The following is a 24003-nucleotide window of genomic DNA, read 5'->3' as shown; positions in this document are numbered from 1 at the left end:
ATTAATGTTCTCTGACTATTGTTCAGGATTCGCGTCCGCTGCCACCGGAAAGTGGAGAACTGGGAGGCGATCGCCTCGAAAGATTTCTTCACTGGCTTGACCGAGGCTTTGTAAGCCATCAGCGATCGCTTTTCCGCCAACCAGTCCCAGTAACATGGGTACGGTTATACAGGCAATCAGGGACTCTGAAGCAATGTTGAGTTGCTTAAACATTTCCGCTGCATTAGCAGTCATCTCTGGTTGAGAATCAGGCTGAAACTTAGGCATTGATTCCTCCTGAAATTTTGGGGATAGTTTCAGCATACAACTATGCCAAAATTTCGTGGTTATTATGGTATCTCTGAAGGCACTCATTGGATAAGCAGTTATGTCACCCTCCCCGCATTTAACCCAATCACCGAAAACCGCCACCAGTCATTTATCTCTCAATGACTGGGCTACTCGCTGTGTCAATCTTCCCGGCGTTCAGGTGCAATGCTGGCAACGCCAGAATCTGTTGGATATTCTCTGCGAAGGGGAAGCTTGTCCAGAAGTGTCGATTGTGGTTGACCAGTTAACTCTTGGTCTTAAGCAAATCAATCTCCAGAATTTTTTGCCTTCAGGTTCTCCACCTGTGTTGGTGATTTGTGTTCACGGTCGGAGTTTCGGCCAAAAGCGCCCCAATTGGACTGTCCGACTCAATCCTCAAGACCCTGAGAGGGTCGCACCTCCTCCAGATTTGGAAACCACTCAGCGACCAACTAGGCAAAAAATTTCTCCAGTTTTGCCCCCTCCGTCCGAGGATTGGCACGCTGCCCGCGAAGGAAATCCCAAGGCGATCGCCGATTACCTGAGTCACGCCCTGAAGTCTTGGGGTTTAGGGGTTAAGGTGATTGTGAAAGTTCAAACCCTGGAATCATCACTCGCTTCCCCATCACCCTCGGCAGGGACAGAGGCAGCCGAGCCAAATCCTGCATCGGCTGCCCCTAATCCTTGGTCGGCTGTTTATCTGCATACTAAGGTGGAGGCGGTCAACTCTCAACCCCAAAAGCGTCTTTGGGTGGTTTGCCAGTCTGCTTATAGTCCAGAACCCTTGTCTATTGCCCCTTCCCTCGGCGCCCGCTTACGAGAATTGGATTTACAGGGCTTTAAAGATGCGGTGATTCTCGGTCAGGTGAGCGGAGAAAAACAGCCGGAATGGATTCTCCGGGTCGATTTGACCCCCGCAAAACTGATGCTCAAAGATTGGGCCAGGTGGGGAGATGTGGAAGCAATTACCCAACTGTTGCATCAACGGTTACGGGAAGCTTTACCGGGTAGTTTTGCTGAAGATTTACAGATTTCTGGGGTGCTGAAAGAATCGACCCTACATATCTTTTTGAGCGACCCAGGTTTTGCCATCGATTCAGCGGCTTATGGGACGGATTCGACGACTTTTCACAAGGAAGCAGTTAAGGCAGCGATCGCTCCCCTCCTAGAAACTATTGCCCCCCAGAATATCTATGGCGTCACTATCTATGGTCTCAGAGGTGATAAATCTACCAGTTCCCTGGATATGGATGCTACCCCCCTGTGGGTAGATTGGATCGATTTGCCCGCTTCTCGGTTTAGCCATCTTGCCCCCACGACGATGGAGTTAGCCCAGAATGGAGATTTGTCCGCCCTGACTTTTTTGATCGATCGCCTACTCCACCCGGATTTGGAAGAAAAACTCAATACCGGGGGAATACGGGTTTCCCTCCGTCAAAAAGCAGACCTGCTGCATATTCTGGTGGAAGCCCCCACCTGCCCCCCGCGAGCGATCGGAGCGAAAGTTGCCAAGTTTGTCGCTACTCTGAATCTGCCGCAAACCCTGGGAGTGCGCGTCTACGGCAGGCGAGCGGGACAAAAACAGCTTCAAAAAGCCCAGGGGCAATGGCGCTATGGCCTGGATTTTCAGTCCCGCTCGTCTCGCACGGAAACCATCCCAGAATTTACCGTTACCGAACCCGCATCTTTGGTGACGACTGCCGACTTGTTGCCCCAACCGGGCAATTTGGTGATGCATCCCGATCTCAACTCAGACGATTTACAATCTTGTCTGACTAAGCCACTCACCGTCAAACTTCGGAAAAAGAAAGAAGCATCTCCCAATCCTCTCCAGCAAGGGTTACTCCTCTCTGGGCTTTTTGTTCCCATTACCACTTCCCCCACTACCAACTTAACTTCGGCAAAAGTAACCATGATTTGGGGACTTTTGGGTTTATTGTTTACCCTGCAAGCGGATTGGTTATTGGCGGAACTGCTACAAATCCAGCAGTTCAAAACTAATCAAGCGCAGTGGCAAGCAACCACTGCAGTCTCTGAATCTTCAGCCCTGCTGCCCGCTTCAACCCAAATCGACAATCAAGAGTTGATGGATTTTACCGGAGCCAGTGACTCCGATTTAGGCAATATGAATTGGTCAAAGGCCGAGGACAACTCTGAAGTGTTTAACGCTTCTGGTTTTACTCAAGCTATGACCGGAGATGCTGAATTTTTTAGCCCCCGACTCGCGGAAAAGTTTAAATATCCTTCGTTTAATAGTCAGCAACTGGACGACCAATTGGCGATTTATGCTCAGTATGTGGCTGAGTATGGGGTGCCCGATGTGCTGATTGTGGGCAGTTCCCGCGCTCTACGGGGTGTCGATCCAGGGCATATGCATCGTCAACTTAGCGATCGCTATCCTAATCTCCGCATTTTTAATTTTGGGGTGAATGGTGCAACGGCTCAAGTAGTGGATTTGCTCGTGCGTCAACTCCTTGGGGCTAAACAGTTGCCTCGTTTAATTATTTGGGCCGATGGGGCACGCGCTTTTAATAGTGGTAGAAGCGATCGCACTTTTCAAATGATTACCGCCTCCGCAGGCTACAAAGAATTACAATTCGGTTCACCCCCGGCAATTTTGCCCCCAGAATCTAAATCAGGAAATTCTTTGGCTTCCTTAACCTCCACCCTCGCCGAACGAGCCAAAAAAGGCATCTCTTTCTCTGATGCCTACCAGCAACTTGACCGATGGCTTAATGAACAAGTCGGCTCGCTTTCTGCTACCTATTCTCAACGCCAAGAATTGCACAATTGGTTTGCCTATAGTCTCCGCAATTCTATTAGCGATCGACAGAAATCCGCTGATTCAACCAAGTCTCTTTCTTGCCAAAGTACCGATAAAACTGGGGACACATCTTTGGTTTGCGACTCGGCCTCAGACGGCACCGTAAATCCTTTAGATGCAATCACAATTACCGACGGTAAATCTATCAGTCACTTTAATGGTTTCCTGCCCATCAGCATTCAGTTCGACCCGAAGAGTTATTATGAGCAATATGCTTTCGTTTCTGGGGACTATGACGCTGACTATGAATCCTTTAGCCTTACGGGTCAACAAACTACAGCAACCATTAACTTACTTGACTTTCTCAACAAGCATCAAGTCTCACTGGTTTTTGTTAACACTCCCCTAACCGAAGATTATTTAGATCCGATTCGCATGAAACATGAAAGCGCCTTTCAAAAGTATATGTTAGGGCTGGCATTGCAACATGGATTTATCTTCCGAGATTTTAGTCAAGAATGGCCGAACGAGCATCAATATTTTTCCGACCCCAGTCACTTAAATGCCCTCGGTGCTCAAAGGGTTTCTGACCGCTTATCCCAAGATCCTTTAATTCCTTGGCCGAATTCTAAGACCCAATTATAAGGTCAAATAACGCCTAAATTGCTACCACAGAGTCCTCTGTGTTTCTCCGTGTCTCTGTGGTAAAAATTCCGCCAACTTTTTTCTCAAAAACTATTGACAACTCCGAAAGTATATTATATCATAGAGAAAATGTTAAAGTGGGAAAACGTGCCGACATATATATATTGTTCGTGGTTGTTTGTTGGTGGTTGATTGTTGATTGTTGACTCTGCCCTTCCGCACCTCTGCCGATGGCGGGCACCCCACACCGATGGCGGGCACCTCTGCACCTCTGCCCCTCCGCCCCACCTCTGTGGTAACATATAGCTAATTTCGCCTATACAAAAATCGGATTAAGCTTATGGCTATTCTCAACCTCAAACCTACCCACAAACCAGTAAAGTTATATTACGAAACATTACAAAACTTTGCTAAGTTGGGGGCAGCTAATGAAGGGGCAGTAAAAGTAGCTTTTGCTGATTTGCTCACCGCTTGTTGTCAGCAATTTAACTGGATATTGCTACAGGAAAATAGCCTAAAATTAACCGAGAAAAAGCGCATCCAAGTTGATGGGTTATTAGTTCGGCAAGATACCCTCAAACATGGGGTCTGGGAAGCCAAAGATACGGAAGATGATTTAGCCAAGGAAGTGCAAAAGAAATTTGCCAAAGGCTATCCCAAAGATAACATTATTTTTCAGTCTCCTGAACGGGTGATTATTTGGCAAGGGGGACAGCAAGTTTATGATGGGGATATCACTAAACCGGAAGTCCTGGTAGAAAGTCTTAAGCTATTTTTTGAATATCGCCCACCCCAGATCGAAAATTGGGAAAAAGCCGCCGCAGAATTTGGGGACAGAGTTCGCAGCTTAGGGGAAAAACTGGTTGAGTTAATTGAGGGGCAACGGAAAACCAATAAAAAATTTATTGATGCTTTTGATGGGTTTAGTAATCTTTGCCGTCAGTCGATTAATCCTAATATTTCTGATGCGGCAGTAGAAGAGATGCTGATTCAGCATTTACTCACGGAACGGATTTTTCGCCAGATTTTTAATAACCCTGATTTTACTAACCGCAATATTATCGCGGTGGAAATTGAGAAGGTGATTTCGGCTTTAACCTCTAAGTCTTTTAGCCGCGCCCATTTTTTAGCGGAGGTAGATTATTTTTATCGGGCATTAGAAGAAGCCGCCGCGACAATTAACGAGTATAGCGAGAAACAGCATTTTTTAAACACGGTTTATGAGAAGTTTTTCCAAGGGTTTGCGGTTAAGGTAGCGGATACTCACGGGATTGTTTATACTCCGCAGCCGATTGTAGATTTTATGGTGAAAAGTGTTGATGAGATTCTGCGAAAAGAGTTTAATAAATCTCTCAGCGACAAAGTGGTGCATATTCTGGATCCGTTTGTGGGCACGGGTAATTTTCTGATGCGGGTGATGCGGGAAATTAGAAAAACTGCTTTATCTTATAAATATGAGCATGAGTTGCACTGCAATGAGGTGATGTTGTTACCTTATTATATTGCTTCGATGAATATTGAGCATGAATATTTGACGGCAACGGGGCAATATCAGCCGTTTGAAGGGATTTGTTTGGTGGATACTTTCTCGGATCAAGAGTCGTTGCAATTGGATTTGTTTACTCCCGAAAATACCCAACGGGTGAAACGGCAGCAAAATTCGCCGATTTTTGTGGTTATTGGCAATCCTCCTTATAATGTAGGGCAGGAAAATGAGAATGATAATAATAAAAACCGGAAATATGACCAAAAGGGAGGGGTTGATCGACGGGTAGCGGAGACTTATGCTAAGGACTCGAAAGCGACTTTAAAAAATAAGCTTTCCGATCCTTATGTGAAAGCATTTCGCTGGGCATCGGATAGAATTAAAGATGAGGGAATTGTGGCATTTGTCAGCAATAACAGTTTTATTGATAATATTGCTTTTGATGGGATGCGGCAACATTTAGCCCAAGATTTTGACGCGATTTATGTTTTAGATTTGGGGGGTAATGTGCGAACTAATCCCAAGTTATCAGGAACGACTCATAATGTTTTTGGGATTCAAGTAGGGGTGAGTATTAACCTGTTGATTAAAAAGAAAGAAGGTCAAAAATCTCAATGTCAAATTTACTATGCAGCCGTGGGTGAGTTTTGGCGCAAAGAGGAAAAATATACCTATTTAGAAAAATCTCAGCATTTAGCTGGGGTTGACTGGCAAGAAATTAAACCAGACAAAAAAAATACCTGGTTAACCGCAGGGTTGCAGGCTGATTTTGAAACTTTTATCCCAATGGGAACTAAGGAAACCAAAGCAGCAAAGGGAGAAGCAACCGATACTATTTTTAAGATATTTAGTTTAGGAGTTGCAACTAATCGCGATGTTTGGGCTTATAATTTTAATGCCGATGAATTGGCTGCCAATATTCAACGGGCGATCGCAACTTATAATGAACAAGTGAGAAAATGGCAGGATTGCAAAGATAAATCTATTGGAGTTGATAATTTTGTCACCTATGATGATACTAAAATTAGCTGGTCTCGCGACTTAAAAAAATATTTAAAGCAAGGGATTATCGCAGAATATGACCCAGATTATATCAGAAAATCTCTCTATCGTCCTTTTACCTCTTCTTTTCTATACTTTGCTGCTTACTTAAATGATGTACGCGGTAAATTTCCCTACATATTCCCTACCCCGGAGACTGAGAAAGAGAATCGAGTTATTTGCTTAAGTGGTATCGGTAGTAGTAAGCCTTTTCATTGTCTGATGACTCCAATAATACCTTGCTTAGATATTTTAGAAAAAACCCAATGTTTCCCCTTCTATACCTACGATGAAGACGGAACCAACCGCCAAGAAAATATCACTGATTGGGCTTTAGATGCTTTTCGTCAAGAATACCAAAACCCCGCTATCAGTAAATGGGATATCTTCTATTATATATATGCCCTTTTACACCATCCCACCTATCGGGAAAAATACGCCGATAACCTAAAACGGGAATTACCTCGCATTCCCTACGCCCCAGACTTTGATAGTTTCGCCAATGCGGGAAAACGCCTGGGGGAAATTCATCTCAACTATGAACAACAACCGGAATATCCCCTAAAATTTATCGAAAATAATGAGGTTCCCTTAAATTGGCGGGTGGAAAAGATGAAGCTGAGTAAAGATAAAACCCAGTTAATTTATAACGAGTTTCTCACTTTAGCGGGTATTCCCCCGAAAGTCTTTGAATATCGTCTGGGCAACCGTTCCGCTTTAGATTGGATTATTGACCGCTATCAAGTAACCGTTGATAAAAGGAGTGGCATTGAAAATGACCCTAACCGCTTAGATGATGAACAATATATTGTCCGGTTAATTGGTCAAGTAATTACGGTTAGTTTAGAGACGGTGGATATTGTGAATAATTTGCCGTTGTTAGAATGATGGGGCGGGTAGGGACACGGCATTGCCGTGTCCCTACGGTTGTTAATTAGACAAGAGTACAAAATAATGGATTGATCCCCCCAACCCCCCTTAAAAAGGGGGGCTTTTTAGGGTAGGGACACGGCATTGCCGTGTCCTTATTGTTGTTAATTATCTGTGTTTCTGTGGTGAAAAAATTTGGCAGCGGATTGGCAGCGGATGGGTTGGTTGTTTGGGTAATTACAGCGATTTTCTCCGCGAGTAAACCACAAATACCTGTAGGGGCGAAGCATTCCGGCAGACAAATTATGGCTGAAAATATTGTAAGGGCGAAGCATTCCGGCAGAAGTTTGATGCTGAAAATATTAAATTAACTACCGGAATGCTTCGCCCCTACGGAATGCTTCGCCCTACCTTGGCAGCGGATTGGCAGCGGATGGGTTGGTTGTTTGGGTAATTAATCCGTTGGCAGCGGATGGGTTGGTTTTTTGGGTAATTATGTTAACGGTGAAAACCGATAGTTAACTGCCCGAATGCTTCGCCCCTACAAGTCAATTCCTTTGTGTCCCTTTGTGTCTTTGTGGTGAAAATTCATCGAGAATTAACTGCCGGGTTCTGGCGAAGCATTCGGGTAATTATGTTAACGGTGAAAACCGATAGTTAACTGCCCGAATAAGGGCGAAGCATTCGGGTAATTATGTTAACGGTGAAAACCGATAGTTAACTGCCCGAATGCTTCGCCCCTACAAGTCAATTCCTTTGTGTCCCTTTGTGTCTTTGTGGTGAAAATTCATCGAGAATTAACTGCCGGGTTCTGGCGAAGCATTCGGGTAATTATGTTAACGGTGAAAACCGAGAATTAACTGCCCGGTAAGCTTTCGCTATGCCGTCAGGCTTTATGCTTTGCCCCTACAAGCCGTAGGGTGGGACGAGACGCGGCGGTATATCAAAGCTAAGTCGGACTCATTCTGTGTTACATCAAGGGTTGTGGGTGCGGTCTTCTGGCTGCGATCAAGATTTAAGACTCAAAGCCTTACTAATTAACCACTTTCAAGGATGCCATAATTTTTTCTGTAAAAAGCAAAAAAAAAGTCTTACTTTAATGAAAAATCTGCCAAAATGGCAACACATTTCTAGGATGATCTGTTAACTTATTTGTAACCCCCAGAAGTTACCGTTTTTTGTGCTGGATTAGCATGGATCCACGATGTCAGGGGATGTCTCATATTAATCGGATCGGCAAGTCCGTTCAGGCTAATTCTGGCGGTTTCAGGTTTGCATCAAAGGTTGTAGGTGCAGCATTATTGCTGCGATCGAGATGTAAAAGTCAAGTTTTCACCAACTGACCGCTATCTGAAGTTTGAAGCGGTCAAATATCAGAATTTCAGGTGGCATTTATAACTGTTGTCAGCGATCGCGAGAAATTCCGCCAGCTATGGGAGGAGTGATTCTCCTGGGCTGCGGCGACGCGGCACTACGCGCAGGCTGCGCCAATCTCTTTCTCTTTTCCTGATATGGGTATGTTTTTATACCTTGTATCTCGTTTTTATCCGTATATTCCGCCAAAATCTCGGCAAAACATTTTGACTCTATGTATAAAAAAATACTTGATTCAGAAAAATTTACCAAAATAATGCAACACTTGATCTTTCGCGTTTTCTCGCGTAGCGCAATCCCCCTAAATCCGCAGTTCCCCCTAGTCTTAAAAAAGGGCGGACAGCTTGATGAAGGGGGACTTTTGACATATAGCACTCGCCAAGAGGGTTAGGACAATTTCGGAGGACTGGCTAAAGTCCTAGACATCCGCAGGCCAAATATCGTGCTGCGTCAGGGTCGCTAATACCAGCGCCCCATTTCAGTGCCCAATGATGGGGTTTGCTTTAGCTTGCCGGAGGCGGTATTTGTCACCGTTGCGGCGCGGGCTTTGTCATTTTTGAATCGCGAAGGAATTTATGGTAACAAATCAAGGGATTTCCTTGAGTCGCGAAGCTCTTGGCGCGGCGACGGCTAAGTCGTTCGCCCGAATGAATTTCCCAGAAGGCGATCGCGGCGTAGAGAACCGCCTGCACCCCCACCTGATGCAGGCAGAGGAGAATAACCATGCATTCAGCCAAAATCAGCACACCCTAACACAATTCAAGCAAATCTTGGATCGTATGGGGGCAATTATTGTGGTGATCGATGAGCAGGTGCAGTTCATGACTCAACGGGCAGAAAAACTGTTAAGCCAGTATTTTTTAGCGCGTGGCCCACACTCATTGCCAGAACCCTTACACCATTGGTTCAAGCATCAGATTGCACAACTCACATTCAATGAAAATGTATCCTCCTGTTTACCCTTGCAGATGGAGCAAGCAGGACGACAGTTGAGCGTCCGTCTGATTCCCCACCCGATCAGGGAGCAGTATCTTATCCTCGTGGAAGAACGAGAACTGCCATCCTTCTCGATTTCGGCTCTGGAATTGCTAGGACTCACCAAACGCGAGGCGGAGGTACTGTTTTGGATTGCCAAGGATAAAAGCAATGCCTCAATTGCTAGAGTGCTGGGTTGCACTGAGGGAACGGTGCGAAAACATTTGGAGCATCTTTACGCAAAGTTGGGTGTGCAAACTCGAACGGGTGCTGTGATGGTGGCACTGGAAAAGTTGGGGCTGATCAAAGGGTAGTTTGTTGCAATATCTTCATAATCCTATACGCAGATCGTCGTATTGCCTCCCCAGTTTATTTTGGGCAGAATTAGATCAAAGGCGGTCATCCAGCTTTTGAAAAGCTGCTTAGACAAACTGTTTAACATTACTTCTCATTGATGGATCAAAAATGTTTGTCCGAAGGAGAACATAATCTATGCCTACGCCATTCAATAACGAGGAATTTACTTTTACCAATCCCGACGGCAGCACCATCCAAGTCAGGGGTTCGGGTAACCAGTATTACGCGGTCTTTGAAACCCTTGATGGTTTTACCGTGGTTAAAGACCCTGACACGGGTTTCTACAAGTACGCGCAGCTTTCCGATGACAAAAATGAGCTTTTGCCAACGGATGCCAAAGTGGGTGAGCTAGACCCACAAAGCTTAGGGCTTCAGCCACACATCCGCATCCGACGGGATAGTGCCAAACAAAAAGCTCTGAGCGCACCTATGCAGCAAGGAGAGGCAAGCCGCTGGCAAGTCCGTCGTCGGCAAAAAAAGGCTCAGTTACGGGGAATAATGCCGACGACGGGGCCTGATGCGTTGCCACTCGCAACTGTCACCACTGGTAACTATGTCGGGTTATGTATCTTGATCAAGTTCCCCGACGTTTCCGCAACCATTTCCCAGCAAGAGGTAAGCAACTTCTGTAACCTACCGGGCTACAACGGGTTTGGAAATAATGGGTCAGTACGCGATTATTTCTACGACAATTCGCGGGGTAAATTAACTTACACCAATGTCGTGACCCAATATTATACGGCTGCCCATAACCGCTCATACTACACCGACGAGACGATTTCCTATGGTATTCGAGCCAGGGAACTGATCGTTGAAGCACTCAATTACCTCAAATCCCAAGGTTTTAACTTCAGTCAGCTTACCAGCGACAGTAGCGGCTATGTCTATGCCTTGAACGTGTTTTACGTCGGACAGAGGGTTAATAATTGGGCTAAAGGGCTTTGGCCACACTCCTGGAGTTTAGCTTCACCCTACGATGTCGGAGGGAAGAAGTTGTATGACTACCAAATCACCAATATCGGTAGTGAACTGACTTTGGGAACCTTCTGTCATGAAAATGGCCACATGATCTGCGATTTTCCTGATTTCTACGATTATGGCTACGAATCTTATGGAGTAGGTAATTATTGCCTCATGGCTTATGGCGGAGATGATAAAAACCCAGTGCAAGTCTGTGCCTACTTAAAAAATGAGGCGGGCTGGGCGACAAAGGTGGTGTCCATAACTCCAGGTATGACGGCGAGCCTCTCTGCTGCCAACAATGACTTTTACGTCTATGCCAAAAACGCGACGGAGTATTTCATCATCGAGAACCGGCAAAAGACAGGTCGAGATACTTCGTTACCTCATGCGGGACTGGCTATCTGGCACGTTGACGAACAGGGGAGCAATAACAATGAACAGATGACTCCCAGCGAACACTACGAATGTTCTTTGGAACAGGCCGATAACCGCTTCGATCTGGAGAAAGGTGTTAATGGGGGCGATAGCACAGATCTGTTCCTTGCCCCGTATAAGACTGAGTTCTCTGATACCACAAGTCCCAGCAGCAAATGGTGGGACGGTAGCAACTCTGGTTTGAAGATCGCCCAAATTTCTGCATCTGGTTCCACCATGACTTTCCTTAGCGACGACTTTAGTGGTGACGATCGCACCGACGTGCTGTTCTACTGCGCCAGCGACAGCAACTGGTGGCTCGGTCGCAGCGACGGCCAGTATCTCAACTGGTGGTTTGCGGGCAATACCGCTGGGTTTGGCAACCTCACACGCGATGAGATTCGGTTTTTTAGCGGCGACTTTAGTGGTGACGATCGCACCGACGTGCTGTTCTACTGCGCCAGCGACAGCAACTGGTGGCTCGGTCGCAGCGACGGCCAGCGTCTGAACTGGGGTTTTGCCGGCAATACCGCTGGGTTTGGCAACCTCACACGCGATGGAATTCGCTTCTTTACCGGCGAATTTAGTGGTGACGGTCGCACCGACGTGCTGTTCTACTGCGCCAGCGACGGCAACTGGTGGCTCGGTCGCAGCGACGGCCAGCGTCTGAACTGGGGGTTTGCCGGCAATACCGCTGGGTTTGGCAACCTCACACGCGATGGAATTCGCTTCTTTACCGGCGAATTTAGTGGTAACGGTCGCACCGACGTGCTGTTCTACTGCGCCAGCGACGGCAACTGGTGGCTCGGTCGCAGCGACGGCCAGCGTCTCAACTGGGGGTTTGCCGGCAATACCGCTGGGTTTGGCAACCTCACACGCGATGAGATTCGGTTTTTTAGCGGCGACTTTAGTGGTGACGGTCGCACCGACGTGCTGTTCTACTGCGCCAGCGACGGCAACTGGTGGCTCGGTCGCAGCGACGGCCAGCGTCTGAACTGGGGGTTTGCGGGCAATACCGTTGGGTTTGGGTCCCTCACACGCGATGAGATTCGGTTTTTTAGCGGCGACTTTAGTGGTGACGGTCGCACCGACGTGCTGTTCTACTGCGCCAGCGACGGCAACTGGTGGCTCGGTCGCAGCGACGGCCAGCGTCTCAACTGGGGGTTTGCCGGCAATACCGCTGGGTTTGGCAACCTCACACGCGATGAGATTCGGTTTTTTAGCGGCGACTTTAGTGGTGACGGTCGCACCGACGTGCTGTTCTACTGCGCCAGCGACGGCAACTGGTGGCTCGGTCGCAGCGATGGCCAGCGTCTCAACTGGGGGTTTGCGGGCAATACCGTTGGGTTTGGGTCCCTCACACGCGATGCCATTCGCTTCTTTAGCGGCGATTTTAGCGGTGACGGTCGCATGGAACTCGCTAAGGCCGCGATCTCGCTAAGACTTCCACAACCTCAGCCCCTCGCGCAACTAAGGTAGGACTTACATAGAAACCAGGTTTTTTTCCCAGGAATCTTTACCTTATCCCTCTTATTTCACTCTGGAACAAGAAAAATCAGGGCAAAATGTTCAACTGTCGATAGAGCGATCATTTGCGCGTTTATTTTCTCGCCCGAATGGCTGACATCAAGATTTTTGAGAACAGTGTTATGTTGCAAGCATACCAGATTATTTTCTGGCAAAGTTGACAAAAGAGGGATACGGAGATTGTCGTATTTTCACTGGATCTAATTTAGGTAAAGATTGAATCATAAAACTTGGCAATATTCAAGCCTTTATCCCTCATGTAAATTCCAATAAAACTAGCAGGTTTAACACGAATTCAAGCCTGAAGAAGTCAAGTTTTTTTAGGGTTTTTCAAAAGCATTACCAAACAGGAGAAATTTCAATTGTAGGAAAACGTCGTGGATGACAAATATCTAATTCAAAAACTCACTTCCTTATCAACTCAAGTTGAGGCCGATTTCAAAACTACACTCTCACCTGGGATGTGGCAGGTCAAGTGCATTCTAACTGATACATCCACCTCCATCCGCACCCCTGAAGTCCGCGATCTAGCACGGCAGGAACATCTCTGGAACATCATTACAACTTGAGTGAGGATAGCTGACAAAGTTGTGAAGTTGAACGAGCCATTGGTGTCGATCGCTACAAACAGTCCTGTAAAGCGTAGGAGGAACGCTTCAAAGGTAACTTTACTTTCAAATCGACACCGAATGGCAACGGCGATCGCAAAATAGGCGTAGAATAGGCGATCGCTTTCTGACTGACCCATAGGGGAGGGCAATGCTTGTCCTCCCCTATTCCAACAATTCTACTTATCAGTATGTATCTACAACACCTACAAAAATGGTAAAGGTAGAACAAATTATGGTAGAAAAAATTGATGATCTGATTAAACGAGCTAAAAAGCATGGCAAAGGTGCAGGACGCATACAGTTAGGTCACTATAGAGCCGCTACTGTTAATGAACGGTGGCATTATGGGTTGACTTTGATCGCCGCAGCACTTAGTGCAGTGGTGGGTACTTCAATTTTTGCCGATTTGCCGCAAAAGAACCGAATTGTGCTTAGTATTGCCTCGATTTTAGCGGCGGTATCAAGTGCTCTTCAAGGCGGTTCAAAATTTGCTGAGAAAGCTAAAGAACACCATGATGCTGGAGCAGACTATGGAAGTCTAAGACGGAAAATAGATGTACTTTGTTTGTGTCTTGAGGCTGGGGATGTTACTAGGAAACAAGCATTAGAGGAGTTAGAAGAAATTAGTAAGACTTTTACATCTCTTGCTCACCAGTCACCAGTTTTGTCCGAGCGAGCGTACAATGCTGCGGTCAAAATTTTTGATAAAGATCACCCACAATACAACGATTCATCTAATGTAGTCCTGGTTCTGGCAAATCCAGCACAGATACTTAAGCCCAGTGGCGATAAAAACGCAACTCAGCAGCCTTCGTAGGGTGGGTTAGACGCGGCGATGATTTTGGCATAAAAGCGATTTGGTGGTTGATTGTTGATTGTTGATTGTTGCTGGTTGTTTGTTGTTTGTTGTTTGTTGTTTGTTGTTTGTTGATTGTTGTTTGTTAATTATTCTCGTTTCGTTTCCTGCTCCTCTGCCCCTGTGTCCCAACACCGATGGCGGCCCCACACCCTCCGCATGGTGCGTTACGGCTGGAATAGAGGTTAATTGTTTATGTCAAAATTAGTTGCCAGCCTAACACACCCTACATTTTGCTACGTTTTGCCGATCAGGGCGAAGCATTCGGGTAATTACGTTAACGGTGAAAACCGAGAATTAACTGCCCGAATAAGGGCGAAGCATTCGGGTAATTATGTTAACGGTGAAAACCGAGAATTAACTGCCCGAATGCTTCGCCCCTACAAGTCAATTCCTTTGTGTCCCTTTGTGTCTTTGTGGTAAAATATGCCCATAATTCTCTGATAGAAGCAATGAAAACATATTTTGTATCCCCTGATGGGAATAATAATAACCCTGGTTCCATCGCACAACCGTTTCAAACTATCCAAAAATGCGCTGATGTTGCTAAACCGGGAGATACTTGTTTCATTAGAAAAGGGATCTATCGAGAATTGGTGCAACCCAAAAATTCCGGTTTGCCCAATGCACCAATTATTTTTCAAGCTTACAACGGCGAAAAAGTGGTGATTTCCGCTGCAAGAAAGCTGGAAGGGCAATGGCAAGAACATGAAAATGGGATTTATAAAATAAAGTTAGATGCAAGTTGGGATTTAGGGGTTGGTCAAAATCAACTATTTTTTGATGATTTAATGATGATTGAAGCGCGTTGGCCTAATATTAACCGCGCTGTTGATTTAACCCGCGATCGCCATATTATTTCTTCTGGGGGTAATTTTCTGGGAGAGGCGATCGCCTCTACAAAAAAAGATCATTATGAAGCATCAGCTTATTATAAATCCTCGGAATTAAAACAATTTGCTTCCGGCTTTTGGAATGATGCTTATATTAGCTTTATCCCCGGTCACGAATGGTGGGGAAATGTGGGAACTATTACCCAATCAACTCCGGGACGAGTAGAGTTTGAATTTGATTTTCCCATGTCCTGGCTAAATTATCATCAACCCTCTGGTGACGATCCTTTTTATATCTGGGGAAACTACCAAGCCTTGGATGCCGAACAAGAATGGTTTTTTGATACCAAAGGCACTCAGGGAGAACCCTATACTTTATATTTTAAACCCCCTGGGGGGACTATAGAAAATCACACTATTGAATTAAAGAATAAGGCAGAAATTTTTCAACTAGGCGATCGCTCTCATATCCATATCAAAAATATCGATTTTTTTGGCGGTTCGATTACCATGAATGCCAACAGTTACTATAATATCTTAGAGGTAATTACTTCGCAATATGCCGGTCATGGTCACGGTTTTGGCAGAGTTTACCCAGCAATTAAAATTGAGGGAAATAACCATAAACTAATTAACTCACAGGTGGGCAAAACCGCCGCAGAAGCATTACAAGTCCGAGGCAAAAACCATAAAATCTATAATAACGTTTTTCACGACAGTGGTTATAACTCTGCTATTTCTGATGGCATTCAATTTTATGGCGATGCCAGGGATATTTTATTTAGCAATAATACGGTTTTTAACAGCGGTGGCGTCGGTATTTCGGCAACGTTGAAAAATTCTCAGATTATCTATAATCATGTTTGGAATATCGGTCGGCAAAAAACCGATACAGCGGGGATTAATAGTTGGAATGGGGGAGACGCAGAAGGGACAGAAATTGCCTATAACCTAGTCCACGATGTTTGGGCTTATTTGGATAATACCCAACATAATGGGGGGGCAGGAATTCGTTTAGATTCCGGGGGCAGTCCGTTGGGTAATTCTAATTATAAAATCCATGATAATATTGTTTTTAATACTTCCACTAGAAATAGTATCGCCATTTGGGGTTTAACCCCTGGTAACCCTAATTATGGAAATGCCCAGATTGATGTCTCTAATAATACATTAGATAATAGCATTCTCCTATTTGATGCGGATGGGCGATCGCACGCGGGAACTATTGTGCGAAATAACCTGGCGGTAAAACATGAATTAGTCACCACATCTAAGCCGAAAATTCCTGATGGCACAACCGTAGAATATAACTTATTTTTAAACCGAGTAGAAAATAATTTTGCCCCAATAGATGCTAAATTGCCTAGGGTAAAATCTCTGCCCAGCAAGTTTTTGCCCGTACTTGATTCTGGGGAGGTTTTTCTGCCATTTACTCAGGCTTCGGTACAAATAAGTGATGCCGCAAATCCCATTGTCGGCGCTAATTACTTCCTTCCTGGTGCCTTAATTACCGAACCAGACTTAGCAAAACTTAAAGCTATTTTTAACCCCCAAATACCGGATAAAATAACTCTAGTTAACTTGCCATTAGGCCGAATTTTACCAGAGACTTTCCGCTTGAAAGTTGGAAATGCTAATCAGTCGGTTAATTGCGTTACTTTAATCGAAAATAAGGGTGAAACCACGGCTAATTGCCAGATAAATCAAGCTAATTCCCCGGAAAATCAAACTATCTCTGTCAGTCTCGACGGTAATACATTTAAAGCGATTAACTTAAGCATAGAAGTAAGCCCAGAAAAGCCACCATCAACCTCAATGCTATTTCCTCCGTACTCAGGGGCGATCGGGATTCTGGTATTAGGGACTATTTTTATAACCAGTATTAGTTATTATTTCCGCCGCTAATTTGCGCCATTTACCTAAAAAATACCTCTAAAAATCCTTTGTGTCTTGGTGGTGAAAATTCATCGAGAATTAACTGCCCGAATAAGCATTCGTAGGGTGGGACGAGACGCGGCGATAGTTTTGGCATAAAACGGATAACCTTTATGCCGCATGGAAATAATTCTAATCTTTTTATCTGGATAACGTTGAGATAAACCCCAACCCAGAGATGCCGCAACGGTGGTTTTTCCTACCCCACCTTTGCCGCTTAACATGACTAGCTGAAGATGATTTAACATATCAATCACTTTAATGGATAAAACTGGAGGGATAAAACTGGAAGAAAAACAAAAGTTTACCCATAGTCACCATATCGGTAAAAACATCATAAATGCAATATCCATGATTCTAAATTCCTTTTTTATGGGCAATAGGAATTTCTATGATAAACTCTGTGCCTTTGCCGAGAGTCGAATCACAGTTAATTTTACCTCGGTGTGCTTCCACGATAATCTGATAACTAATAGACAGACCTAAACCCGTCCCAGACCCAACGGGTTTCGTGGTAAAAAAGGGATCGAAGATTTTTTTGACGATTTTGTTGTCTATCCCACTGCCATTATCAGCAATTCTAATTGTCACCAAGTTGGTATCTGTCACCTCTGTGCGAATTCTAATCGTCGGGATATAGTCAGATTGATTTTGGCCGGGATTCATTCTCAACGCATCACAAGCATTACTTAGTATATTCATAAACACCTGATTAAGCTGAGATGGGTAACAGGAAACTTTGGGCAATTGTCCATATTCTTTCCCTACCTGAATTTCCTCAAAGCTGCCCGGTTTTCCTTTCAACAAAGGTCGTAAAATCATTAAAGTAGACTCGATGCCTTCGTGAATATTTACGGGTTTCATCTCAGCTTCATCTAAGCGGGAGAAATTCCGCAGGGATAAGACGATTTGCCGGATGCGTTCAGCGCCAATTTTCATCGACGTGATAATCTTCTGTAAATCCTCTCGGATAAACTCTAAATCTATTGCCTCGATTTCATCGGCAATTTCTGGTACTGGTTCGGGATAATGTTCCTCATAAAGAGAGATTAAATTTAATAAATTTTCAACATATTCTTGGGTGGGATTAAGATTGCCGTAAATAAAGTTAACTGGGTTATTAATTTCGTGGGCAACTCCCGCGACTAATTGCCCCAGGCTGGACATTTTTTCACTTTGAATCAGGTGGGCTTGGGTTTTTCTCAACTCAGTCAGAGTTTCTTTGAGGTGGAGATTTTTTTCATTGAGTTCTTGAGTGCGTTCCCGAACTTTTTGTTCTACGGAAGCATATAACAAAGCATTCTCCAAAGAAATCGCTGCTTGGGAAGACAGCAGTCGCAAAAGTTCTAAGCGATCGGCAGTAAACGCCCCAGAAGTTAAGTTATTTTCTAAATAAAGAATCGCCAACAATTGACCAGCATTAACAATCGGCGTGCAGAGGAGAGATTTGATCTGATGCTCCATGATATAATTGTCAGTGGCAAATCGGTTGTCTTTGACCGCATTGCTTAAGACTACATCAGAACGAGTGCGATCGACGTAGTTGATTACAGCGATCGGTAAAGTATCTTCGGAAATCCGCCGCATATGTGATAATTTAGTCGGATAATTTTCGAGGATGACTTCTTCGTGGCTAATGGAAGCTTCAACGGCGATCGCAAATTTGACTTGACTTGCTTCTGTGGGGGAATGTAAAATCAAACAGCCTTTTTGTGCTCCCGCGTTTTCAATCAAAATTTTCATTAAATTCGCCAATAACTTATCTAAGACAATTTCACTAGAAATCGCTTGATAAGCTTTAATCACTGAAGCTAAATCTAAAATTCCCGAACCCCGACTCCCAGAGGTAAAAGTCGCCGTTGTCACCAAGGGACTAAAAGGATTATCCACTTGAGTTAAACTGGGTAACTGGGGATAAGTTTGTTCTAACTGTTCAACTTTACGTTTTGCCCCCCAACGTTGATAACCATAGTAAGCTTCAACTAAATGACTTTGAGCATATTTTTTATATCCCTGATTTAACCAGAATTTCGCTGCCAATTCGTTGGCTAAAGCTTGATGTTGAATAAACTCATTTTCTTGGGCAGATTTAATCGCGCTATCGTAAGCTGCGATCGCCTCCAGGTGTTTGGCGGTAATCCGATATATTTCGGCTTGCAACAGCAAATATTGATGCTGGAAATTTTCGGCACAATTGGTTTGCCACAGTTGTAGATTTGCCAAAGCGTCTTGTAACTTGGCTAAATATTCTGGCCGATCATTTGGGGATAATTGGCAATACAAACCAGCCCAAGTCATCGCCGAGTAAAACGTATAATCAGCGAAGGGTAATAGTCCCTGAACATAAGGTAGCAATGGTTCGATAGAATTGGCGCAATCCCAGGCAGCATTTAAATCGCCATAAAGGTAGAAAATTTGTAATTTTCTAATCTGATAAATACAGAGAGCATAAATATTTTGATGCGCCTCACAAGTGGCTATGTAGTCAGCTTCATTCAGTTGATTGGTGGCAAAGGATAAGAACTCTGGAGTCAGTTTGGTTAGATTCCACAAACATAGATCCAGTCCTTGGAGTAAATCGGTAGATAGCTGATTTTGGGTCTTTTTCGTCAGTTCTAAATACCGGGGAACTTCTGCCAGCAAATGATTGAGATTTTTTCCTTGAAAAAACGCATTGCAGGCGGTATTATGTAGGGCATAGCCAGCATATTCTAAGTCCCCACATTCTAGGGCAGCTTGATAGGCTTCATAGTTCATCAAATTACACTCTTTAATATGATTAAACCAATACAAGACACTATTGGCTAACCCTGTCGCTGCTTTACATTTTAAATCTCGCGCATCCCATTTATCAATTAAGCCCATAGCAAGTTGACCAAACTGGTATGCCGATTGATAATCTCCAAACACAGAAACGAGCATAATGCCATAGTTGGTCAGACAGATACAAGATTCTGGGGTGCTGCCATAAGCTAGGGATATATTCACTCCTCGGACAAAAATAATTGTCCAGAGTTGCAGGTTAGTTAAATAGGTTGGTGCGCCCAAATTTGTTAATACTTTTAAGGCAATTTTTTTCTCTGTACTGGTCATTTCTGGTTCATGGAGAATCGAGCTAATTTGCCGATTTTCCCACTGTTGTTTGGCGGCGGCAAATTCAGCGGCGATCGCCTCTGGAAAATTCTCTTGAGGCAGTTCCACCCCCAACAATTTCAGGGCTTCTATCCCCGCATCTACCGCTTGTTGATACTTAGCCTGTAAGCTGTATTGTACCACTAGGAGATTATATACCTCAGCCTTTTCCATCACTGACTTAGCTTGGGCTAAGGTTTGGTTAATATAGTGTTCTGATGTGATAAAATCCCCGCTTAAATACTCAATTTCTGCTAAGTTCTTATATAAAGCAAAAGTTAAATCATAGTGTTCGTGCCAGGTATTTCCTGGCAATAACTCAACCCCGGCACTTAAGTAATCTTTTGCCGCTTGGTAAGCGGTGGCATCTTTGGCTTTTTTCGCCGCTGTTAAATTTAAAGCCGCTAATTCCAGTTTTTCCTCTGTTGCGGTGATTAACTCGCGACCCACATTCAGATGATCCACCAGTTCAAAGGCGCGATCGAGGCGATATTCTACGGGAGTATTCATCAAAAACATTCGGCCAATTTGTAGATGCACCGCTTTTTTCTGGGAATCATCAATTAAGGCATAAGCCGCTTGCTGCACCCGGTCGTGCAAAAACTGATAATTGAGCACTAACAAAGGAAAATTAAACAGTTGTTCTTGAGTAAACTGTAAATCAGAAATTGGCTGAATTAAATCTTCTTTAATCCCAGGCCAAAGGTCATGGAAAGTCCCCACGGCTTCTTTGCCATGAATTAAAGATATGGTGTTTAAATCAAATTGGTTGCCTAGACAAGCCCCCAGGCGTAAAACTTGTTGAGTACCTTCAGGCAGTTTTTGGAGTTTTTGAATCATTAACTCCACTACATTATCCGTAATTCCCACCGCTTCAATTTCCCGGATATTCCATTGCCAACCCCCTTTATCGTCGGCGTAAAGAGGTTTAAAGGTGAGCAATTTTTCTTGATATAAGGTTTTGAGGAATTCCGCCACAAAAAATGGGTTGCCCTGGGTTTTGCGTAAGACCAACTGGGCTAAAGATTCGAGTAATTCAGGCTGTTTATGTAAAGTGTCTGCAATGAATTGAGTAATTTGTTCTAGGTTTAAGGGAGATAAATGATGCTGAATAATGATCGCCTGTTCGTGACGCAACATATCAATAGTCATCATTAAAGGATGAGTCGAACTGACTTCATTATCCCGATAGGCCCCAATCAAGCAGAGATATTTGGTGCGATCGTCGCTCATCATCAGCTTAATTAACTTCAAACTCGCGGAGTCAGCCCATTGTAAATCATCCCAAAAAATTACCAAGGGATGCTCTTTTGAGCAAAAGACATGAATAAAGTTTTGAAACACTAAATTAAAGCGATTTTGGGCTTCGGCGGGTTTGAGAACTGGCACCGCAGGCTGTGGGCCGATAATAAACTCAATTTCGGGAATTACATCAATAATAATTTGAGCATTATTTCCCAATACCCCTAAGAGTTTTTCTCGCCATTTTTCCAGGACTTCCTCGCTTTGACTTAACAACAAGCTGACCAACTCAGAAAAAGCTGATACTACTGCCGAGTAAGGAGTGCCGCGCTGGAATTGATCAAATTTCCCGGAAATAAAATATCCGCCTAATTGAACAACGGGCTGATGAATTTCCCGAATTAAGGCAGACTTGCCAATTCCTGAATATCCGGCCACTAAAATCATTTCTGTCGCCCCCTGACTCACTCGTTTAAATGCGGCGAGTAAGTCGGCAATATCTTGGTCGCGGCCATAAAGTTTTTCGGGAATTTTAAAGCGATCAGAAATATCTTCACTGCCCAATTTAAATGGCGCAATTTTTCCCGTTTCTTGGAGTTGGGTTAAACAATTTTCTAAGTCTGCTTGTAAACCCCAAGCACTTTGATATCGGTCTTCAGGAGTTTTGGCTAGTAATTTGAGAATAATTTCTGAAATAATTTCCGGAATTTCCGGTTTTTTAGCGTGGGGAGGGATGGGTTCTTTCGCCAAATGACAATGGATTAATTCCATTGGATCCGTGGCATCAAAAGGCAGGGTTTTGGTGAGGAGTTCATATAAAGTTACTCCCAGGGAATAAAAGTCCGTGCGATAGTCAATCAGAGAGTTAATTCGACCTGTTTGTTCGGGAGAAATATAAGCAAATGTTCCTTCTAAAGCCGATTTTTTTGTGGGGTGAATTTCGTGGTTTACCGTGGTGGCGATGGTAAAGTCAATAATTTTGACTTGTCCCGTGACGGGATTTAAGACAATATTAGCGGGATTTATATCTTTATGAATAATGTTTTTGGCGTGAATTATACCTAGATTTTTAATAATTTTAATAGCTAAGGTGAGAAAACCGACTAAGGTCAATTGTTGGGATTCCATTAAAATTCTTAAAGATTCTCCACCAAAATCTTCCAGAATCATTACCCATTGATTTTGATATTGTTGTAACTCGTAGGCGCGAACAATTCCCTCAAGATTCAGTTGGCGAATAATTTCATATTCTTGTTGATATCGCTGTACCTGTTCTTCTGTGGGGTATTCTTGCTTAAGAACTTTAACAATCACAGGTTGATTGTCTTCTTGCCGACGCCCTCGATAGACTAATGAGTTTGCGCTTTCATAAATGCGAGCAAGAATTTGGTATCCAGGAATGTTTATCATCGTTTTATTCTCCATTGGAGAAAGATTAGTTAGGTCTAAGTTAGGTTTAAGTTACGATTTGTTTGCGTCCGTTAGATGCAACCCAATAAGGAGATTAATAACCAGTTTACCTATTAGAAGTAATTGTACAGCAATTTTTTGAGTGACGGTATGTGGTGGGGCTTCCGGGGCTTCCGGGGCTTCCGGGGCTTCCGGGGCTTCCGGTGCGGGGGAGAAGTTAAAAGTCGTAGGGGCTTTCTGGCCATTCGCCCGTACAAAAGTCGTAGGGGCGAATGGCCATATAGCCTGACGGCATGGCCTCCGCAAGGACGTCCGTACAAAAGAATTGTCACTATTGACTATTCACTATTCACTATTCACTATTCACTATTCACTCTTCCCCACACCCCACACCCTACACCCCACACCCCAAGTTTATAAGCTGGTCAAGACACAAAGTAGTAGGGCTTCAGTCCATTCGACTACGGCGCCGTAGGTGTCTCCGGTGTGACCGCCAATTTTATGGTTAATCCAGGCGCCTTTGAGGATGGCGATCGCACTGCCGCCCATAGCCATACCGATCGCCAGGATCCAGTGGCTCGGATCGACCATGAGTTGCACGAGGCTTAAACTTAGCAGGAGCAAAAATCCGGGCAGCAAATCGATGGGGCGATAAATTTCTTCTTTGTGAATGGCGCCTTTGCCGGTGGCTTTGATGTAGGGGTAGCGAACAATGGCGACCAGTTGCCCCCAACGACCCCAACCGGCAGCGGCCATAATTGCGAGACCCCGATATTCTGACAATTCGGAGAGGGCGGCGGTTTTTAAGAGGACAACGGCGATCGCGGCCATCACCCCAAAAGCCCCAGTCAGACTATCGGCCATCACTTCCAGGCGTCGTTTGGGGTCAGACACCGCCAAGCCATCAGCCATATCCATCACCCCATCTAAATGTAAACCTCCCGTAATCCAAATCCAACAGATAACTACTAAAGCACTCCGTGTTAATACGGGCATTTCTAATAATTGCAACCAGGCGTCAAGTAGGCCAACGATCGCCCCGATCGCCACGCCGATTAAAGGGGCAAACCGGGCAATGCCGCGAAATTCGAGAGTCCAGGACATGGGGACGGGTAAGCAAGTATAAAAGGCGATCGCCGCCGCCACAATTGAGCCTTGATGACGCACGAATTCAAGGGTTTTAGCTATTTGTGGATAATCTTTCATATAAATTATGCTCGATCAGCTATTTTACTGATGTCTAAAATTCTCGTTTATGCCAGAATTGTATCTATCGAGAA

Annotated in this window: 14 protein-coding genes; 9 read left to right on the top strand and 5 right to left on the bottom strand. The window is 44.5% G+C overall.

All coding sequences use genetic code 11. The features are described 5' to 3' along the window. Positions 1-15: 15 nt before the first annotated feature. Positions 16-267, bottom strand: a complete 252-nt coding sequence (locus ABWT76_RS00845; RefSeq protein WP_354635486.1) for a hypothetical protein — start codon at positions 265-267, stop codon at positions 16-18. A 100-nt stretch (positions 268-367) separates the two neighbouring features. On the opposite strand from ABWT76_RS00845, the gene ABWT76_RS00840 reads away from it, so the two are divergent. The 5 genes from ABWT76_RS00840 to ABWT76_RS00820 all read left to right on the top strand — a co-directional run bounded on the left by ABWT76_RS00840 (position 368) and on the right by ABWT76_RS00820 (position 12656). Next, positions 368-3697: a hypothetical protein gene (locus ABWT76_RS00840; RefSeq protein WP_354635485.1), complete on the top strand. Its 3330-nt coding sequence runs from the start codon at positions 368-370 to the stop codon at positions 3695-3697. A 340-nt stretch (positions 3698-4037) separates the two neighbouring features. After that, the gene (locus ABWT76_RS00835) at positions 4038-7112 is read left to right on the top strand and encodes a type ISP restriction/modification enzyme (RefSeq protein WP_354635484.1); all 3075 of its coding nucleotides are present in this window, start codon (positions 4038-4040) and stop codon (positions 7110-7112) included. A gap of 131 nt (positions 7113-7243) precedes the next feature. Continuing rightward, on the top strand, positions 7244-7465 hold the full coding sequence (locus ABWT76_RS00830) for a hypothetical protein (protein ID WP_190878966.1): 222 nt from the start codon (positions 7244-7246) through the stop codon (positions 7463-7465). Between the two features lie 1578 nt (positions 7466-9043). Continuing rightward, on the top strand, positions 9044-9757 hold the full coding sequence (locus ABWT76_RS00825) for a response regulator transcription factor (RefSeq protein ID WP_231636964.1): 714 nt from the start codon (positions 9044-9046) through the stop codon (positions 9755-9757). 178 nt (positions 9758-9935) lie between these two features. Next, the gene (locus ABWT76_RS00820; RefSeq protein ID WP_354635483.1) at positions 9936-12656 is read left to right on the top strand and encodes a M6 family metalloprotease domain-containing protein; all 2721 of its coding nucleotides are present in this window, start codon (positions 9936-9938) and stop codon (positions 12654-12656) included. 469 nt (positions 12657-13125) lie between these two features. Here the strand turns inward: ABWT76_RS00820 and ABWT76_RS00815 are convergent, their stop codons facing one another. Then, on the bottom strand, positions 13126-13464 hold the full coding sequence (locus ABWT76_RS00815) for a hypothetical protein (protein WP_156331875.1): 339 nt from the start codon (positions 13462-13464) through the stop codon (positions 13126-13128). A gap of 62 nt (positions 13465-13526) precedes the next feature. Between ABWT76_RS00815 and ABWT76_RS00810 the strand changes: the two genes are divergently transcribed. From ABWT76_RS00810 to ABWT76_RS00800, 3 genes are all read left to right on the top strand, one after another. Next, positions 13527-14132: an SLATT domain-containing protein gene (locus tag ABWT76_RS00810; RefSeq protein ID WP_054467748.1), complete on the top strand. Its 606-nt coding sequence runs from the start codon at positions 13527-13529 to the stop codon at positions 14130-14132. Between the two features lie 234 nt (positions 14133-14366). After that, positions 14367-14594, top strand: a complete 228-nt coding sequence (locus tag ABWT76_RS00805) for a hypothetical protein (protein WP_156331877.1) — start codon at positions 14367-14369, stop codon at positions 14592-14594. A gap of 29 nt (positions 14595-14623) precedes the next feature. Beyond that, positions 14624-16909, top strand: coding sequence for a right-handed parallel beta-helix repeat-containing protein (locus tag ABWT76_RS00800; RefSeq protein ID WP_054467750.1), 2286 nt, complete (start codon positions 14624-14626; stop codon positions 16907-16909). Between the two features lie 59 nt (positions 16910-16968). Here ABWT76_RS00800 and ABWT76_RS00795 read toward each other — a convergent pair whose 3' ends face one another. Beyond that, positions 16969-17187, bottom strand: a complete 219-nt coding sequence (locus ABWT76_RS00795; RefSeq protein WP_082348936.1) for an ArsA-related P-loop ATPase — start codon at positions 17185-17187, stop codon at positions 16969-16971. A 109-nt stretch (positions 17188-17296) separates the two neighbouring features. Then, positions 17297-22723 carry an ATP-binding sensor histidine kinase gene (locus ABWT76_RS00790; RefSeq protein WP_054467754.1) on the bottom strand — a complete coding sequence of 1809 codons (5427 nt, stop codon included), beginning with the start codon at positions 22721-22723 and terminating at the stop codon, positions 17297-17299. A gap of 142 nt (positions 22724-22865) precedes the next feature. Here ABWT76_RS00790 and ABWT76_RS00785 point away from each other — a divergent pair, with 142 nt between their 5' ends. After that, positions 22866-23012, top strand: a complete 147-nt coding sequence (locus ABWT76_RS00785) for a hypothetical protein (protein ID WP_190878973.1) — start codon at positions 22866-22868, stop codon at positions 23010-23012. Positions 23013-23137: 125 nt separating this feature from the next. Here the strand turns inward: ABWT76_RS00785 and cobS are convergent, their stop codons facing one another. Then, a complete protein-coding gene (cobS, locus tag ABWT76_RS00780) occupies positions 23138-23929 on the bottom strand; it encodes an adenosylcobinamide-GDP ribazoletransferase (RefSeq protein ID WP_054467758.1) in 792 nt (263 codons plus the stop codon). Positions 23930-24003 lie beyond the last annotated feature (74 nt).

It is taken from the genome of Planktothricoides raciborskii GIHE-MW2 (assembly GCF_040564635.1).
Lineage (GTDB): Bacteria > Cyanobacteriota > Cyanobacteriia > Cyanobacteriales > Laspinemataceae > Planktothricoides > Planktothricoides raciborskii.
Note: the sequence above shows the minus strand (reverse complement) of the source record. Positions and strands in the feature narration are given on the sequence as shown.

Bases quoted from the DNA above. Each gene is read 5' to 3' on its own strand.
- ABWT76_RS00845 (WP_354635486.1), bottom strand. From the start codon at position 267: ATGCCTAAGTTTCAGCCTGATTCTCAACCAGAGATGACTGCTAATGCA.
- ABWT76_RS00840 (WP_354635485.1), top strand. From the start codon at position 368: ATGTCACCCTCCCCGCATTTAACCCAATCACCGAAAACCGCCACCAGT.
- ABWT76_RS00835 (WP_354635484.1), top strand. From the start codon at position 4,038: ATGGCTATTCTCAACCTCAAACCTACCCACAAACCAGTAAAGTTATAT.
- ABWT76_RS00825 (WP_231636964.1), top strand. From the start codon at position 9,044: ATGGTAACAAATCAAGGGATTTCCTTGAGTCGCGAAGCTCTTGGCGCG.
- ABWT76_RS00820 (WP_354635483.1), top strand. From the start codon at position 9,936: ATGCCTACGCCATTCAATAACGAGGAATTTACTTTTACCAATCCCGAC.
- ABWT76_RS00810 (WP_054467748.1), top strand. From the start codon at position 13,527: ATGGTAAAGGTAGAACAAATTATGGTAGAAAAAATTGATGATCTGATT.
- ABWT76_RS00805 (WP_156331877.1), top strand. From the start codon at position 14,367: ATGTCAAAATTAGTTGCCAGCCTAACACACCCTACATTTTGCTACGTT.
- ABWT76_RS00800 (WP_054467750.1), top strand. From the start codon at position 14,624: ATGAAAACATATTTTGTATCCCCTGATGGGAATAATAATAACCCTGGT.
- ABWT76_RS00795 (WP_082348936.1), bottom strand. From the start codon at position 17,187: ATGTTAAATCATCTTCAGCTAGTCATGTTAAGCGGCAAAGGTGGGGTA.
- ABWT76_RS00790 (WP_054467754.1), bottom strand. From the start codon at position 22,723: ATGATAAACATTCCTGGATACCAAATTCTTGCTCGCATTTATGAAAGC.
- cobS (WP_054467758.1), bottom strand. From the start codon at position 23,929: ATGAAAGATTATCCACAAATAGCTAAAACCCTTGAATTCGTGCGTCAT.